Genomic DNA, 15,597 nt, shown 5'->3' with positions numbered 1-15,597 from the left:
GATGAATTTAGTCGCTATGTCCGTTATAATTACATCATAACTTATGGAAAGAGGTAGAATAATGGAACAAATGAATGCAGAACAAATTATTTCGTACATACAGAATGCAAAAAAATCCACACCTGTGAAAGTTTACATAAAAGGCCAAGGCGTAGCTGACTTGGATTTTGGAAAAGAAGCTAAAGTGTTCGGTGAAGGCAACAATGCTGTTGTTTTTGGGGAATGGGCTGAAATCCAGAAAGCTCTTGAAGAGCATGCGGCAGTTATTGAAGATTCAGTTGTAGAAAATGACCGCAGAAACTCGGCGATCCCATTATTGGATATGAAAAACATCAATAGCCGCATCGAACCGGGTGCGTTTATCCGTGAGAATGTTGACATCGGCAATAATTGCATCGTCATGATGGGCGCTGTCATCAATATCGGAGCAGTCATCGGAGATGGCACGATGATTGACATGGGCGTTATTCTTGGCGGCCGTGCAACAGTAGGAAAGAATTGCCATATCGGAGCTGGTGCAGTATTAGCCGGCGTTATCGAACCAGCATCTGCAACACCGGTAATTGTGGAAGATAATGTTATGATCGGCGCAAATGCAGTTGTATTAGAGGGCGTGCGCATCGGCAAAGGTGCGGTTGTTGCTGCTGGAGCGATCGTTATTGAAGATGTTCCTGAAAATGCAGTAGTCGGCGGCACACCAGCGCGCGTTTTGAAATTGATGGACGAAAAAACACGTGCGAAAACGGAAATCAAACACGAACTTCGCCAATTGTAATAGGGGACACCAGATGGATTTAGTAAAAATCAGAAGAGAATTGCATCAAATTCCGGAAATCGGATTCCAGGAAGTAAAGACTCAGTCGTATTTGAAGGAAATCATTGCGACTTTTCCACAGGAACGTCTGGAAATTATCCAATGGAAAACGGGCCTTGCTGTTAAAGTCCGTGGATTGAATCCAACAAAGCTCATTGGCTGGCGCACCGATATTGACGGTCTTCCGATACAAGAAGAAACAGGCCTTGACTTTAAATCCACTCATCCTGGATTTATGCATGCCTGCGGCCACGATATCCACATGGCAAATGCGATCGGGCTTCTTGAGAAGCTGATTCAAGACCCGATTGCTGAAGATGCCGTGATTTTATTTCAACCTGCAGAAGAAGGGCCTGGCGGCGCTTTGCCTTTCCGGGAATGGTTAAAAAACGAGCAGCCTTCGTTTTTGCCGGATCAAATCTATGCTCTGCATATTGCTCCTGAATTACCAGTAGGGACTATAGCAACAAAACCCGGCCTTCTATTCGCCAATACATCTGAATTGTTTATAGACTTGCACGGCAAAGGCGGCCATGCGGCGTTTCCTCATTTAACAGAGGATATGGCCGTTGCAGGAGCTGCTTTGCTGATGCAGCTGCAGACGATTGTCAGCCGGAATGTGAACCCGATGGATTCAGCGGTCCTGACAGTCGGGAAATTCACAGCTGGGACAGTTCAAAATATTATAGCTGAAAATGCACGGCTTGAAGGAACCATCCGTACCTTGAATTTGCAATCGATGCTGAAAATAAAACAGCGGATTGAAGCAATGTGCCGGGCTATTGAAGAAGGCTATCAATGCAGAATATCCATTGACTACGGTTCGAGTTATTTGGAAGTGAATAATAATGAAGTATTGGCTGAAGAGCTTTTAAACTTCGCTGAAAATTTTATAGGCATTCAAGCAAAAAGAAGTGAAGCGGCCATGACTGGTGAAGACTTTGGTTATTTTACAGATGAATTGCCAGGCGTCATGTTTTGGACAGGAGTAGATTCAGCGTTTGGGTTGCATCATTCCAGATTAAATCCAAATGAATCGGTGCTGGAAATTTTGCCGAATTTCATCCATCAATTTTTTAAACAACTTTAAAAGTGGCCGGCATGCAGCTGGCCACTTTTTTCTATGTAGATGGAACTAAATCTGTTTAACAGCGTACTACTTAATAGAGAGAATAATAGGGGGGTCCATATGTTCAAGCGATGGCTGGCAATCAGTGCAAGCGCATTCATGTTATTAATTTTTATCCTGCCTCAGACTGCTTTGGCAGCCGCAGAAATTTCCGTTGATGCAGAAGCGGGATTTGCCAATAAGGTGAAGTATGAAAGCGGAGTGCCCATTCAATTTACATTGGTAAACAATGGCGAGGATTTTTCAGGAGATTTAGTTTTAGGCTACAGTGAAACTTACAGCTTAGGAGCAGGAATTTCCGTACCAGTTGAATTGGCAGAAGGAGAAACAAAAACAATCCAAGTTGCAGTGCCGGGATTGTCCGATATGATGTCGATGGGGAATTCTTCTCGCAATATTTTTCTATATGAAGGAGGATGGGAAGAAGGAAAGCAAATAGAAATTAAGGGAGATAAAAATTTATCTCCATCTTTTTTCTCGCCTTCTTCACTGTTCATTGCAACATTAACGGAAAACTCGGATCGGCTTTTGCAATTGAATAAAGTCGCACCGACTGGAAGCGACTCGACACAAGTCTTCCATTTAAATCAATTGAATCAATTTTCGTTGCCGACAGAAGCAATTGCTTGGGGAACCATTGACCATTTGGTGATCGATGAATTTTCGTTCAGTGATCTGCCTGAAGCAAATCGGCAAGCCATCATGCAGTGGATCCAACAAGGCGGAAGCTTAGTCGTCGGTTCAACTGAAAATATTGAAGCGGCGATGGGCGAACTCGCTGGAGAATTGCCATTGGCCATTGGAAAGCAAGTTCAATTGGCGGTTCCTGTACTTGAAAAAGAAGTTCCAGCTTTTGAAGCAGCATTGAACGAAGGAGCCGAAGCCTTGTTGACCCAAGGTTCTGCTGTTTTAGCAGCCCGAAAGCAAATTGGAGCGGGCTCTATCACCCAAACAGCTTTTTCGCTTGGCGACAGCCAAATCAGCTCCCAAGAAGGATTTGCGGAAATGATGAAAGGCCTGTTACCGCTGTCTATCGGCAATCAGCAATATAACCAGGGCCAATCGACTTTGGAATACATGTCCTATGAAGTCGGCAATGTGAATGAGTTGTTTGAAAGCTTTGCCGTTTCAAAATTTTGGACAATCGCAATCGTTTTTTTCTATATTATTTTAATTATTCCGGTGCTCTATATCGTTTTGAAGAAACGGGATAAACGTGAACTTGCATGGGTGATTATTCCGGCAGTGGCAGTGCTTACGTCAATCGGCTTGTTTGCTGTAGGTGCAAAAGACCGAATTGCGAATCCGCAGATCCAGCAGACCGGATTTTTTAAAGTTGATCAGGATGGTGGATTAAACGGGTATTATATGAATACACTCCTATCAAATCGAGGAGGCAATTATCAATTTACAGCTCCTTCTTCAACTTCAATGACGAGTTTGTTGAACTCGCAGTTTTCAGAAGGGTCGCCTCAAGATGCGGCTATTTTGGAACATCAAGCTGCAAGCAACCAACTGACTATGCGGAATATGCGCTATTGGTCAGTAGGGTCGATTTTAGGCCAATCGTATATTGAAAATACAGGGGATTTTGATGTTCAACTGAAAGTGGAAAATAAGCGATTGTCAGGAACGATCAAAAATAATTTCCCGTTTGCGATCGAAGATGTTTCCATTTGGACAGGAACCCGGATCATGTCTTTGGGCAATTTAAGCCCGGGGGAAGAACTGACCGTAAATGAAAAAGTCCAATCCGATATTTTGGCATCTATTTCGCCGATTTCTACGAATTATTCTTATCAACAGATTCAAGATAAAAAGGAATTGGAAACCGCCAGAAAACAAACGATCTTATCCGCTTCGTATAACCAAATGGAAGCAGATAACAGTTCGCCATATGTGATTGCCTATACGAAAGATGCGATTGTTCCAGTCTCGCTTAAAGATCAGCGGGCATCGGTTTCAGCCATGAACTTGGTTGCACAACCTTTCAATCCCGAAACGACTTTGACTGGAGAAATTGATCTGCAAGTAGAAGCCCTGACCTTAAAAGTGGCGGCGGCGAATCAGTCGACTTATTTTGAGAATGTTGCTCCGGATCCTTATCTTTACTATATAGATGGCGGCCAAGTTGAAATGACTTACCAGACGCCGAAAGCTTTGAGCTTGGATAAAACAGAGTGGAGTGCACTGGAGATTTCAAGAGGCGATACAAAGGGAGAAGTGGCAATTCGCAATATTTCTACCGACAAACTTGAAAAAATTGAAGAAAACCGAGCAGCCATTACAGAAAATATAACGGATTACATTTCAAAAGACGGCATAGTCAGCTTTGTTGTCGATGCCAATACCGACAGCAATTCGCCTGAAATCATGCTGCCGAAAATCAAGCTGAAAGGGGTGGTTGCTCCGTGATTGAAATTGTCGGATTAACAAAGAAATATGGTTCTTTCTATGCGCTGCAAGATTTAAATTTAACGATAGAAGAAGGCACAGTCTTTGGCTTTGTAGGAGCCAACGGAGCAGGGAAATCTACCACATTTTCCATCTTGGCGACTTTGCTGCAGCCGACTGCCGGTGATGCCTTCATCAATGGAATGAGTGTTACCAAAAATGCGCATGAAGTGCGGAAACAGATTGGCTATATGCCGGATTTCTTCGGCGTATACGATCAATTGAAGGCTAATGAGTATTTGGACTTTTACGGGGCAAGTTACGGAATAGCACCTAAAGAGCGTGAAGTTCTGATTCCCAAGCTATTGGAGCTCGTCAATTTGTCGCATAAACGATATGATTATGTTGATTTATTGTCCCGCGGGATGAAGCAGCGGCTGTGTTTGGCACGAGCTTTAATCCACGATCCGAAAATTCTTATTCTGGATGAGCCGGCCTCTGGACTTGATCCAAGGGCACGCGTGGAAATGCGGGATATTTTGAAGGAATTGAAATCGATGGGCAAAACCATCCTGATTTCTTCCCACATTTTGCCGGAACTTGCCGAAATGTGCGACAGCATTGGCGTCATTGATTCGGGGAAGTTAATCGCACAAGGTTCTGTGCATGAAATCCAAGCGCATCTTCAAAGTGAAAAAGTATTAAAAGTTAAAATAGCCGGGCCGACACAAGAAGCGATGGCTTTCTTTGAAAACGACCCACTTGTTTCAAAATTGATTGAGAAGCCGGAAAAGCAATCGATTGAATTCTTATATCGGGGAACAGAAGAAGACCAAATCCGTTTGCTGCGGCAAGCTATGGAGCATTCCCTCCCAATAGTATCATTTGCCGAAGAAGAGACAGATTTGGAAGATGTCTTCATGGCCATTACGAAAGGAGTGGAAGTTAAGTGAAAACACTCCTCGCGAATCCCGTACTCATAAAAGAAGTGAAGTTGCGTTTCCGCAGTATGAAGAGCTTTACCGGCATTCTCTTCTATTTGATGGCGATGAGTATATTTGTTTTCGGATTCATCTTTTTAACAACTTCTTTGAGCGGCAGCGGATTTTTCCGTCCGGATGAGAGTTTTCTGTTATTTAGTATGATGACCTATATCCAGCTAGGCTTGATTCTTTTCATCACTCCCGGTTTAACGGCAGGGACAATCAGTACGGAAAGAGAAAAGCAGACCTTGAATATTTTGCTGACGACTGCGCAGACATCTTTCCAGATCATCTTTGGAAAAATGACTTCATCCATCGCATTTCTGCTGTTGATGATCGTATCTAGCCTGCCTATCTACAGTTTGGTATTTTTATACGGCGGAGTCGATCCACTTCAGATTATCGTCATTTTTCTTTTCTATTTCTTGACGTTATTGGCCATTGGAAGCATGGGCGTCATGTATTCAACCTTAATTCGAAAGACGATTGTGTCGATGATCGTCACGTACGGAACGATGATTTTCTTAGCCGTCGTGACAGCGTTTTTCCTGTTGCTGTCCATTCAAATTTCAACGCTTGGAACAACTGCACCTAGCTTTTCGCCATTTTCTTATTTTTGGGCAAGCATCAACCCTGCAATCGTGATGCTTACTTTATTGCAGCCTGGATTTGCACAGGAAATCCAAACGATGACAGTAATTGAACTGCCGCTTTGGGTCGGTTATTTGGTATTTTACAGTTTGCTGACAGCGGGCGCGATTTGGCTGTCTGTTAAACGTTTGCGTGTCAATATGAATAAATACAAATAAGGAGGGATACGCATGAACAACCGGGAATTGGTCCGCTATGTTAAAAAAACAGCCTTGCGATTGAAGCTTGTTCACATGAGCCGGGCTTTACAAATTGCAGTTTTCTTAGGGCTCCTATCTGCGCTTTTGCTTGTGGTCGTCTCCCGGTTGTTCGTCCTTCCTTATTATGAATTTTATGCATATGCTGCCGGTTCCATCTTTTTACTGGGAGGCCTACTTTTTTCCTATAAGAACATGCCGAACATTGGTCAAGCGGTAGAACAATTGGATCGGTTTACTCCCCATAATCTTCTTTTGACATCTTGGAAGATCAAGGAACAAAACAAGTTGACAGAAGCATTGACCAAACAGACGGCGGAAGTCATTCCTTTTAGCTATCAATTGTTTAGAAAAGAACCGCAGAAATGGTTCCTTGGGAAATGGTTGGTGGCTTCATTAATCACGGGGGCGTTGCTGATGCTCCTGCTTTTGTTTCCAAGTACACTTCAGGAACAAGCAAAAGACATTGAAAAGGAACAAGAAGTGATTGAAGAAATAAAAGAAAAAATTGCTGATCTGGAAAAAGAGGCAAAAACAGAAGTCGTTAAAGAGGAATTGCAAGAAGTTCTAAAAAAAGTGGAAGAAAGCGAAACAGCTGAAGAAGCGTTGAAAGAAGTGGTCAAGAAGCAAAAAGAAATGGCTCAGCAACAGCAATTGCCAGCAGAAGGGGAAGTTGCAGAACAGGAAAAAGCAGATCTTGAAAATGCAGCAAAACAGCTTGCTGAACAAGCGGGAGAAACACAGACAGCTTTGAGCAATATGGGGAAACCGGTAAGTTTTCCGCTTCAACAGACTATTGCCGGGGCCGCAAACCCGGAAGCTTCCAAAAGTGACGGGGCAGCATCTGAGGGCGCTGAAGATTCTTCAGAATCTGGAAGTGAATCCGGTGAAGGGAGCAGCGGCACCCCCAATGCTGAATCCGAAAGCGAAGGCGATGGCCAGAATCAGCAACAAAGCCAAGGACAGGGACAAGGACAAGGCCAGGGACAAGGACAAGGACAAGGACAAGGACAAGGACAAGGACAAGGACAAGGACAAGGTCAAGGTCAAGGTCAAGGACAAGGACAAGGACAAGGCCAGGGACAAGGACAAGGACAAGGACAAGGCCAGGGACAAGGACAAGGACAAGGACAAGGTCAAGGCCAGGGACAAGGACAAGGACAAGGACAGGGCAAAGGCTACGGATCGGGTCAAGGAAGCCGGGAACTTTTAACAGTTCCTTCTAGAATAGGTGGAGAAAGTGAGACAACTGTCGATCAAGGAGAACTTGGCGACGGTGAAGCGGCAGAAGAACAGGAAGGGGTTGTCCCGGCTACGAAAGGGACAGTCCGTCCTTATTCTGAAGTAGTGGGCGAATATAGCGATTCTTATTTTATAAGCGCCGATCGTTTGGCATTGCCGCCAGACTTGCAAAAAGTCGTTGAACAGTATTTTTCAACAGTTGAATCTGATTAAGAGAAAGCAGGGGACTATATGGCATATTCACCGGATGATTTTAAGGAAATGAGCAACAAACTGCAAGAGGTCAGAGATGAAATCGGCAAATTTATCGTTGGACAAGAACAAGCGGTGGAATTTTCCTTGTATGCTATTTTAGCGGATGGCCATGCATTGCTTGAAGGTTTGCCAGGGCTCGGCAAGACGATGTTAATCCGTACCATTTCAGATGTGATGGATTTGAGTTTTTCCCGTATCCAATTCACGCCGGATTTAATGCCATCTGATATTACCGGTACCAGCCTGATCGAACGGGATGCTGAAGGCAGACAGCAATTCACTTTCAGAGAAGGCCCGATTTTCCATCAGATGGTTTTAGCCGATGAAATTAACCGGGCTACGCCGAAGACACAAAGTGCCTTGCTTGAAGCGATGGGAGAAAAAACGGTGACGATATTAGGCGATACGAAAAAAATGGCGCGGCCGTTTTTCGTATTAGCGACCCAGAATCCGATCGAAATGGAAGGGACTTATCCGTTGCCGGAAGCACAGATGGACCGGTTCTTATGCAAGATTCTTGTATCTTACCCGAATCGTGAAGAGTTGGCGGAAATTAGCCGAAGAACAACTGGAGCTGAAACGGTTTCCCTCGTTAAGAAAATGGATACAGCTTCTTTAATCGAAGCGCAGCAAATGGTGAAAGAAGTATTGATTGCAGAAGACATTCTTATGGTGGCGGTCGATATCATTCAGCATTCAAATCCGGAATATACCCAATTTGATGAAATCAAACAATTTGTCCAATATGGCAGCGGTCCAAGGGGACTTCAAAGCTTAATCAAACTTGCGAAGGCCCGAGCGCTATCAGAAGGGCGTTTTCATGTCTCGATTGGCGACTTGAAATATGTAGCCCAACCCGTATTAAGGCACCGGATTTTGTTGAATTATGAAGGGGAAGCGGCAGAAAAAACAGTTGACGATCTTATTGGAATGATTTTGGAAACCGCCGGAAGAGGCGTATTGAAATGAGTGGGCTGCAATTGCCCGGCGATTGGATGAAGCGGTTAAGCCGTTATTCCATAGCCACTAAAGCAAAGATCCGAGGACATCATAAAGGATCTCACCGTTCCAGCCGTTTTGGTTCTTCCCTCGATTTTTCGGATTTCCGGGAATATCATCCCGGAGATGATGTTCGTCATATCGATTGGAACGTCTTTGCCCGAACGGAAAAAGTTTATATAAAACGGTATTTGGACGAACAGGAAATGCGGGTCCATGTTTTGCTGGATGATTCAAAATCGATGGAAGAAAAATGGCTCTTCTCGAAGCAATTAGCGTTTTCGTTAGGCGTGATGGTGTTAAGCAAAGATGATCGTTTGAGCATTTCAGCGGGTGGAGCTTCAGCATCGCCTTTTAAGAAAAAAGGAAAGTCAGCCAAAAAGCTTTTTGAACATTTTATGGTGAATCTCCCGGATCCCAAAAGCCGTTCTTTTGCAAAAAATGCGAGTTTTTACAGTGCAAAAGATTCCACGGTTTTATTCGTTATTTCAGACGGCTTGGAAGAACTGGAAGAATGGCAATTATTCTTTAAGCAAGTGCCAAAATACTCGCACGATGTGCGCTTTCTCCATTTGTCTACAGCTGAAGAAAGGTTTCCTAATTTTGAAGGGGACATGCGTCTTATTGATGAAGAAACCGGTACGGATTTAAATGTAACGGTGACGCGCCAGGCGATTGAAGCGTATTTAAAAAAGCGGGAACAGCATAATAAGGCGTTGGAAGCTCTGTGTGCAAAACATGGTGTCCATTATATGCCTATCCATATCGAAGACGGTATCCAGCAAGTTATGATTCATCAATTGGCTCGGAAAAAATGGATTGAATAGAGGGGGAGCGGCATGGGAATAGCAAATTGGATTTGGATTTGGACAGCGATCATGCCGATTGCCGTTATCCTATATTATTTTTTCCGGAAAAAATATCAAAACAAAAATGTTTCATCGGTTCTTTTTTGGCAAGAAATGATGAAAGAAATTCAAGCTTCACCGTACTTAAAAAAATTGCAGCATCATCTTTTGTTTTATCTACAGTTGGCGGCATTGGTCCTATGTGTTTTCGGATTGCTTCAACCGTATATCGAGTCGGAGACGGTCCAAGGCAATGAACTGATTTTTATTGTGGATACTTCTGCTACGATGCTTGCCGGTTCGCCAAGCCGCTTCGATCAACAGAAAACCAAAATGTCGGAACTGGTCGACCAAGCGGGTGGGAAACCTGTGACCATTATCAAGACCGGCCAGACTCCGGAAATCGCCGTTCGAGAAGAACGGGATCAGCAGACACTTTTAAAAAATATCGAACAGCTGGATATCAGCTACGAAGAGGCTAAGATGGACCAGACAATTTTGTTTGCGGAATCGTTAGTGAAAGATGAATCGACCGTGATCCATATCTTTACGGATGCTTTAGCACGTGAAGCGTTAGCGGCTAAAACGGATCAGCCTTTTGTCGTCCATGCAAACGAAGACAATTTGGCTAATGCGTCCATCCGGCAATTTGGCTTGTCCCAATCCGACAATGGCTTGCGGGCGATTGTGCAAGTCGTTAATGAAAGCGAAGAAACGATGAAAGGTACAGTGAGCTTATCGGCTGGAGACGTTTCAAAAGAAGCTGAGTTGGAGCTGCCGGCAGGAGAAGATTTATTGGTGCCGTTTGAAGACCTGCCTATTGAAGATTTATGGACGGCTGAAATAAATGTTGAAGATGACTACTCGGAAGATAACCGGATGCTATCGTTTGTCCAGCAAGAATCTACTGGAGTAGTGATCGATTCGTCGCTTCATTCTTTAGTAGCGAAAGGCTTTGAATCCATCGGCATGGAAGCGGCGACTGCCGACCCATCGCAACTTGCAGGACGGACCGGATCGATGCTTGCAACCAATCAAACTGAATTGATGGAGTCGGATTCCCCGCTTCTTTTAATTGGCAGAAATGATGTTCAGGCAACCGAGGTTTCGGGATTGATTGAAACGGCTGCACATCCCTTATTTACTTATGCCGATTTGGAAAATGTATATGTATCAGCGCTTTATCCGGGATTTGAAGCTTATGAAAACATTGCAGAAATCGACGGAAAGCCGTTTATCCAAATCAGTCCAAAAGGCGATATCGTGGTTCTTTCAGATATCCAATCAACAAATTGGCCATTGGATCCATCATTTCCATTATTCCTGTGGAGTGCCGCGAATGAACTGTCGGGAAGCGAAGCCTTTTTAGGCTACTTTCAGCCAAATGAACATCGATCCGTCCCGCTTGCTTCTGAGGCAGGAGAATGGGAATTATTTAAAGGAGAAGATTATATAAGTTCCTATTTGGAGGGGGAAGGACCATTTATCGCACCTACAGAACCTGGCGTTTATGAAGTAAATGGGGACGGCCGATCCATGAAGATGATTGTCCAGTTGAGTTCCGAAGAAAAAATGTTATTATCTGGCCCATCTTACGCAATCGGCCAATCTGAAGTGGAGGATGAAACAATCCAGTATCCACTGATTCCTTGGGCCATTGCCATTGTATTATTATTGCTGCTAGTTGAATGGGAGGTGTACCGCCGTGGAATTGCGATTAGATGAACCTCTCTTTCTTTGGCTGCTTGTACCGGCACTCATTTACTTTGCGTATAGCGGTTTTAAAAACCTTAAACTGGGCAGCTTTTTCTTCCGCCTTGTTTATATTTTGCGCATTGCGGCCGTTGTTTTATTGATTTTCGCTTTAGCCATGCCGTCAATTTACCGGCCAGCCGATCAACAGCAAATCATTTACCTTATGGACCGCTCCGCTTCAATGGAAGGATCTCAATCGGCAATTGCGGAATCGATTGAGACAGTCATTGCTGATAAGAATGATAGCCAGCATGTCGGTGTCTATACGTTTGCAGAAGATTTTCAGACGCTTTTGCCGGTATCTGCGGAATCACGGGCGCTGCCGCTTGATCAAAGCACGGGGAAGGCGAATCATACCAATATTGCACAAGCATTGGAACTCGCTTCCAACAGCGGCGATACAGATTTAGCGACGCGGCTGGTGCTGATCTCCGATGGCAACGAAACGAAAGCCTCGGCTCTCGATAGTTTGAACCGGCTTCAAAGTGAACGTGTGCAAATTGATGTCTTGCCAATTCAGCAAGACAGTTCTCAAGACGCAGCGATTACAGCGTTTGAAACACCCTCGAAAGCTTTTCTCGGTGAATCTCAAGCATTCTCCTTAACGCTCCAGTCGGACGGCGAACGGGAAGCGGAACTGGTCCTTTCGAAAAATGATGAGGAATTTGATCGGCATCGTATTCAGTTAGTTGATGGAGAGAATTTGTTTTCTTATCGATACCCTGCAAGTGAAGAAGGATTACTGAAATATGAAGCGAGACTGGAAATTGCAGAAGATCGTTTTTTGGAGAATAACGCGTTGGTGAGTGTCACTGAAGTGGAAGGGAAGCCGGAATTATTAGTTGTGAATGGAACTATTCCTAGTCCAATCCCCGGTTTATTGGATGGTGAAAATATACGGACGACGAATATTGGCTCCAACGAACTTCCGACCAGTCTTTCATCGATCCTGCAGTATGATGGCATCATCTTTGACAACGTTTCTGGGACGTCCGTTGGCGGCCAGCAGATGGATGTCATCGAACAGGCAGTCAAGCAATTCGGCGTCGGTTTTATGATGGTTGGCGGCGATCAAAGTTATGGGCTCGGCGGCTATTTTAAATCGCCGATTGAACGGCTTTTGCCAGTTGAAATGGAAGTCAAGGGGAAGCACGAACTTCCTTCTCTTGGGCTTGTCATTGTCATGGACCGTTCTGGAAGCATGGCTGGCATGAAAATGGAGTTGGCAAAGGAAGCGGCAGCACGTTCCGTTGAACTTCTTCGGAAAGATGATACGGTTGGTGTGATCGCTTTTGATGATCAGCCGTGGCAAATTGTTGAAACGGAAAAATTGGCAGACCCTAAGGCTGCAGCTGATAAGATTTTATCTGTTACTCCAGGCGGCGGTACAGAAATCTTTCGTTCATTGACTGAAGCTTACGGGCAATTGGAAGGTTTGGAGCTGCAGCGGAAACACATTATCTTATTGACGGACGGACAATCTCCCCCGAGTGATTACACGAGCTTAATCGAAGGCGGCAAGGAAGACAATATTACCTTATCGACGGTTTCGATCGGCCAAGATGCGGACATCGGATTACTGGAAGATTTGGCTGCCACCGGCAATGGGCGATTTTATGAAGTAGCGGATGCCACAACCATCCCCGCTATTCTTTCTCGGGAAACGATTATGATGTCCCGGACTTATATCGTAGATGAACCGTTTTATCCGATTGTCTATGACAGCCCTTGGAGCGATTTGTTTTCTGATGGCGTGCCGCAAATGAATGCATATATTGCCACAACTGCGAAACCTGCAGCCTCTGTCGCTTTGGAAAGTGAGGAAGGGGACCCGGTGCTCGCATCGTGGAATTATGGCCTCGGCAAAACGATGGCCTATACTTCCGGAAGCAGTGCATGGAGCGGAGATTTTCAGGCTTGGAAAAATTGGCCGGCGTTTTGGAACCGCTCCGTTTCTGAGCTCTTGCCGTCATATGACGAAATCCCCTTTACAGTGGCAAGGAAGCAACAAGGCGTTTACACGATTGAAGATCCCACTCGGCAATCGGCCATTATTGAAGTGGCCGCTATCGATGAAAAAGGAATGGAAATCCCGCTGCAAAGTGAACCGGTGGCTCCAGGCAAAATGGAAGTAACCTTGGATGCGGATCCGGGGCTGGTTTTCTTCAGCATCAGGAATGAAAACGGGGAAGCGTATAAGACGGGGCTGACAATCCCTTATGGAGAAGAATATCGCCTAAGTGAACCCAACACGGCATTGCTCGCTTCTGTAGCTGAGAGGAGCGGAGGAAGAGTTCTGGAATCTTTGGAAGAGTCGCTCCGGGAAATACCATACGAAAGCGGGACCAATCAGCCGATCCAGCATTTCTTGCTGCTGCTTGCGATGCTGCTGTTTTTCGTAGACATCACGATCCGCAGGTTCGGGCTCCGATTGATTCCATCGTTGAAAAAACCAAAAGCGGTGGTTTCATCTTCACAAGAAGCACCTCCGCAAACCATCGAACAATTAATAAAAGCGAAAAAGAGGGGATGACCTCTTTTTCGCTTTTTTGATATGCTTCCGCTTTTCTATTTTCTATGTCCAGACTCCAGCGCCCAGATTCTCGGGGTCATAAGCCACTCTGGCTGTGCGGCTGAAGAAACGCCGCTTCGCCAGATTGTCTTAAGCCCGTCGAATCTACATGGGCGCTTGCGCTTTTCGGTGTCCAGACTCCAGCGCCCAGATTCTCGGAACATAAGCCACTCTGGCTATGCGGCTGAAGAAACGCCGCTTCGCCAGATCGTCTTATGCCTTTCGAATCTACACGGGCGCTTCCGCTTTTCTGTGTCCAGACTCCAGCGGCTAGCTCCTCGGGTCATAAGCCAGCCCAGCTGTGCGGCAAAGAGCGCCACTTCGCTGTTCTGTCTTATGCCTGTCAGAGCTGGACAGCCGCTTGCGCTTTTCGGTGTCCAGACTCCAGCGCCCAGATTCTCGGGGTCATAAGCCACTCTGGCTGTGCGGCTGAAGAAACGCCGCTTCGCCAGATCGTCTTAAGCCCGTCGAATCTACATGGGTGCTTGCGCTTTTCTTAGCTTCTGCTCGTTGCGAGCAACTGCTGCTTTTTCGCTGACCAGTTGCTTGCTATAAAGAAGCAAGTGATCAAAATGGCTGTTCCGAAAATATACGGGAAGCTCATGTCGATATCAAAGAGAATTCCTGCCATAGCTGGGCCGAACATATTCCCTAAACTCATATAAGCATTGTTCATGCCGGCTGCGAACCCTTGCTCGTTGCCAGCAAGTTTGGAAATCAGCGTATTGATGGCCGGTCGCAGCAGAGAGGCAGCTGTAAAGAAGACAGCAGATACTAAAAGGATGGTCCAGAATGTGTTGACAAATAAGATTCCGATCATCGCCCCTGCAGAAATCAGTAAGTTCACGAGGATAACTTTCATTTCTCCGAAGCGCTTGAATAATTTATTGATGACAAAGGTTTGGACGATGACGCCGACAAATCCGCCGATGGTAATCAGGACTGCAATTTCTTTCGGAGTGAATTGATATTTCTTGTCGACGTATAAAGCGATCGTCGATTGGAAATTCGCTAATCCGAAAGCGAAAATCAGCATCACCAAAAGCATGACAAAATAGGGAGTCGTGGTCGAACGTTTTAGTTGCTGCAAGAGGTTTTCAGCTTTAGCTGGAGCCGATGGAATGGTCGGCGCAACGTTTGGCAAGGCGATAAACGAAATTACTGCTGCAATCAAAGCGACAGCTGTAGCCACGTAAAATGGAAATTGCAGGCTGACTTCAGCCAGAAATCCGCCAAAGCCGGGACCGACCATGAAGCCGAGCGACATGGATGCTCCGAGAAGACCCATGCCTTTGCCGCGTTCTTCAAAAGTGGTGATGTCGGCAACGAAAGCCATCATCGGGGGAATCAGGAAAGCTGCCCCAAGGCCACTAAAGAACCGAGCCAAGTATAAAATCCATAAATCTGAAGCTAGACCGAAGACAAGTTGAGAAAGTCCGAAAATGATTAATCCGATAATGATCAGTTTTTTGCGTCCGTATTTATCGGATAACTGTCCGGATAAAGGGGAGAAAAGAAATTGGGCGAGGGCGAAAGTGGCGATTAACGTACCGAGTGCTTGGCCTGCGACACCGAACGTGTCCAGGTATTCCGGCATGATCGGTATGATGAGGCCGATGCCGCTCATTGCGATAAACATATTGAACATCAAAACATACAACGCGAAATTATTTGATTTTGCGGCCATAGCGCATCCTTCTTTCACTGTCTATATTTCGTGTTCCTAAATTTTATCATAAAGGCACTCAATACCATACC

The 15,597-nt window shown here is 45.2% G+C and carries 11 protein-coding genes; 10 read left to right on the top strand and 1 reads right to left on the bottom strand.

Features of this window, described 5'->3' with window-relative positions:
- Positions 1-61: 61 nt before the first annotated feature.
- The 10 genes from dapD to NFU07_RS03530 all read left to right on the top strand — a co-directional run bounded on the left by dapD (position 62) and on the right by NFU07_RS03530 (position 13,800).
- The gene (gene dapD, locus NFU07_RS03575; RefSeq protein WP_251474787.1) at positions 62-775 is read left to right on the top strand and encodes a 2,3,4,5-tetrahydropyridine-2,6-dicarboxylate N-acetyltransferase; all 714 of its coding nucleotides are present in this window, start codon (positions 62-64) and stop codon (positions 773-775) included.
- Between the two features lie 13 nt (positions 776-788).
- Positions 789-1,904 (top strand): N-acetyldiaminopimelate deacetylase, encoded by a 1,116-nt coding sequence (locus NFU07_RS03570; protein ID WP_251474784.1) that lies wholly within the window; start codon positions 789-791, stop codon positions 1,902-1,904.
- 99 nt (positions 1,905-2,003) lie between these two features.
- Positions 2,004-4,358, top strand: coding sequence for a hypothetical protein (locus NFU07_RS03565; RefSeq protein WP_251474781.1), 2,355 nt, complete (start codon positions 2,004-2,006; stop codon positions 4,356-4,358).
- Positions 4,355-5,290: an ABC transporter ATP-binding protein gene (locus NFU07_RS03560; RefSeq protein WP_251474779.1), complete on the top strand. Its 936-nt coding sequence runs from the start codon at positions 4,355-4,357 to the stop codon at positions 5,288-5,290. The genes NFU07_RS03565 and NFU07_RS03560 overlap by 4 nt, the downstream gene beginning before the upstream one ends.
- Complete coding sequence (locus NFU07_RS03555; RefSeq protein WP_251474776.1) at positions 5,287-6,129, top strand: ABC transporter permease; 843 nt, start codon at positions 5,287-5,289, stop codon at positions 6,127-6,129. Before NFU07_RS03560 ends, NFU07_RS03555 begins: the two co-directional genes overlap by 4 nt.
- 12 nt (positions 6,130-6,141) lie before the next feature.
- Positions 6,142-7,623, top strand: a complete 1,482-nt coding sequence (locus NFU07_RS03550) for a hypothetical protein (RefSeq protein WP_251474774.1) — start codon at positions 6,142-6,144, stop codon at positions 7,621-7,623.
- Between the two features lie 18 nt (positions 7,624-7,641).
- Positions 7,642-8,634: an AAA family ATPase gene (locus NFU07_RS03545; RefSeq protein ID WP_251474771.1), complete on the top strand. Its 993-nt coding sequence runs from the start codon at positions 7,642-7,644 to the stop codon at positions 8,632-8,634.
- Positions 8,631-9,491, top strand: a complete 861-nt coding sequence (locus tag NFU07_RS03540) for a DUF58 domain-containing protein (RefSeq protein WP_251474768.1) — start codon at positions 8,631-8,633, stop codon at positions 9,489-9,491. Before NFU07_RS03545 ends, NFU07_RS03540 begins: the two co-directional genes overlap by 4 nt.
- A gap of 12 nt (positions 9,492-9,503) precedes the next feature.
- The gene (locus NFU07_RS03535; RefSeq protein ID WP_251474764.1) at positions 9,504-11,237 is read left to right on the top strand and encodes a vWA domain-containing protein; all 1,734 of its coding nucleotides are present in this window, start codon (positions 9,504-9,506) and stop codon (positions 11,235-11,237) included.
- Positions 11,218-13,800, top strand: a complete 2,583-nt coding sequence (locus NFU07_RS03530; RefSeq protein ID WP_251474760.1) for a VWA domain-containing protein — start codon at positions 11,218-11,220, stop codon at positions 13,798-13,800. The genes NFU07_RS03535 and NFU07_RS03530 overlap by 20 nt, the downstream gene beginning before the upstream one ends.
- Before the next feature lie 535 nt (positions 13,801-14,335).
- On the opposite strand, the gene NFU07_RS03525 is transcribed toward NFU07_RS03530, so the two are convergent.
- Entirely contained in the window at positions 14,336-15,526 is a 1,191-nt protein-coding gene (locus tag NFU07_RS03525) for an MFS transporter (protein WP_251474757.1), read from the bottom strand.
- Positions 15,527-15,597: the final 71 nt, after the last annotated feature.

The sequence above is a fragment of the Planococcus sp. NCCP-2050 genome, assembly GCF_023708025.1.
Lineage (GTDB): Bacteria > Bacillota > Bacilli > Bacillales_A > Planococcaceae > Planococcus.
Note: the sequence above shows the minus strand (reverse complement) of the source record. Positions and strands in the feature narration are given on the sequence as shown.

What these genes read in the sequence shown, in the direction of transcription:
- dapD (WP_251474787.1), top strand. Translation starts at nt 62, where the DNA reads ATGGAACAAATGAATGCAGAACAAATTATTTCGTACATACAGAATGCA.
- NFU07_RS03570 (WP_251474784.1), top strand. Translation starts at nt 789, where the DNA reads ATGGATTTAGTAAAAATCAGAAGAGAATTGCATCAAATTCCGGAAATC.
- NFU07_RS03565 (WP_251474781.1), top strand. Translation starts at nt 2,004, where the DNA reads ATGTTCAAGCGATGGCTGGCAATCAGTGCAAGCGCATTCATGTTATTA.
- NFU07_RS03550 (WP_251474774.1), top strand. Translation starts at nt 6,142, where the DNA reads ATGAACAACCGGGAATTGGTCCGCTATGTTAAAAAAACAGCCTTGCGA.
- NFU07_RS03545 (WP_251474771.1), top strand. Translation starts at nt 7,642, where the DNA reads ATGGCATATTCACCGGATGATTTTAAGGAAATGAGCAACAAACTGCAA.
- NFU07_RS03540 (WP_251474768.1), top strand. Translation starts at nt 8,631, where the DNA reads ATGAGTGGGCTGCAATTGCCCGGCGATTGGATGAAGCGGTTAAGCCGT.
- NFU07_RS03535 (WP_251474764.1), top strand. Translation starts at nt 9,504, where the DNA reads ATGGGAATAGCAAATTGGATTTGGATTTGGACAGCGATCATGCCGATT.
- NFU07_RS03525 (WP_251474757.1), bottom strand. Translation starts at nt 15,526, where the DNA reads ATGGCCGCAAAATCAAATAATTTCGCGTTGTATGTTTTGATGTTCAAT.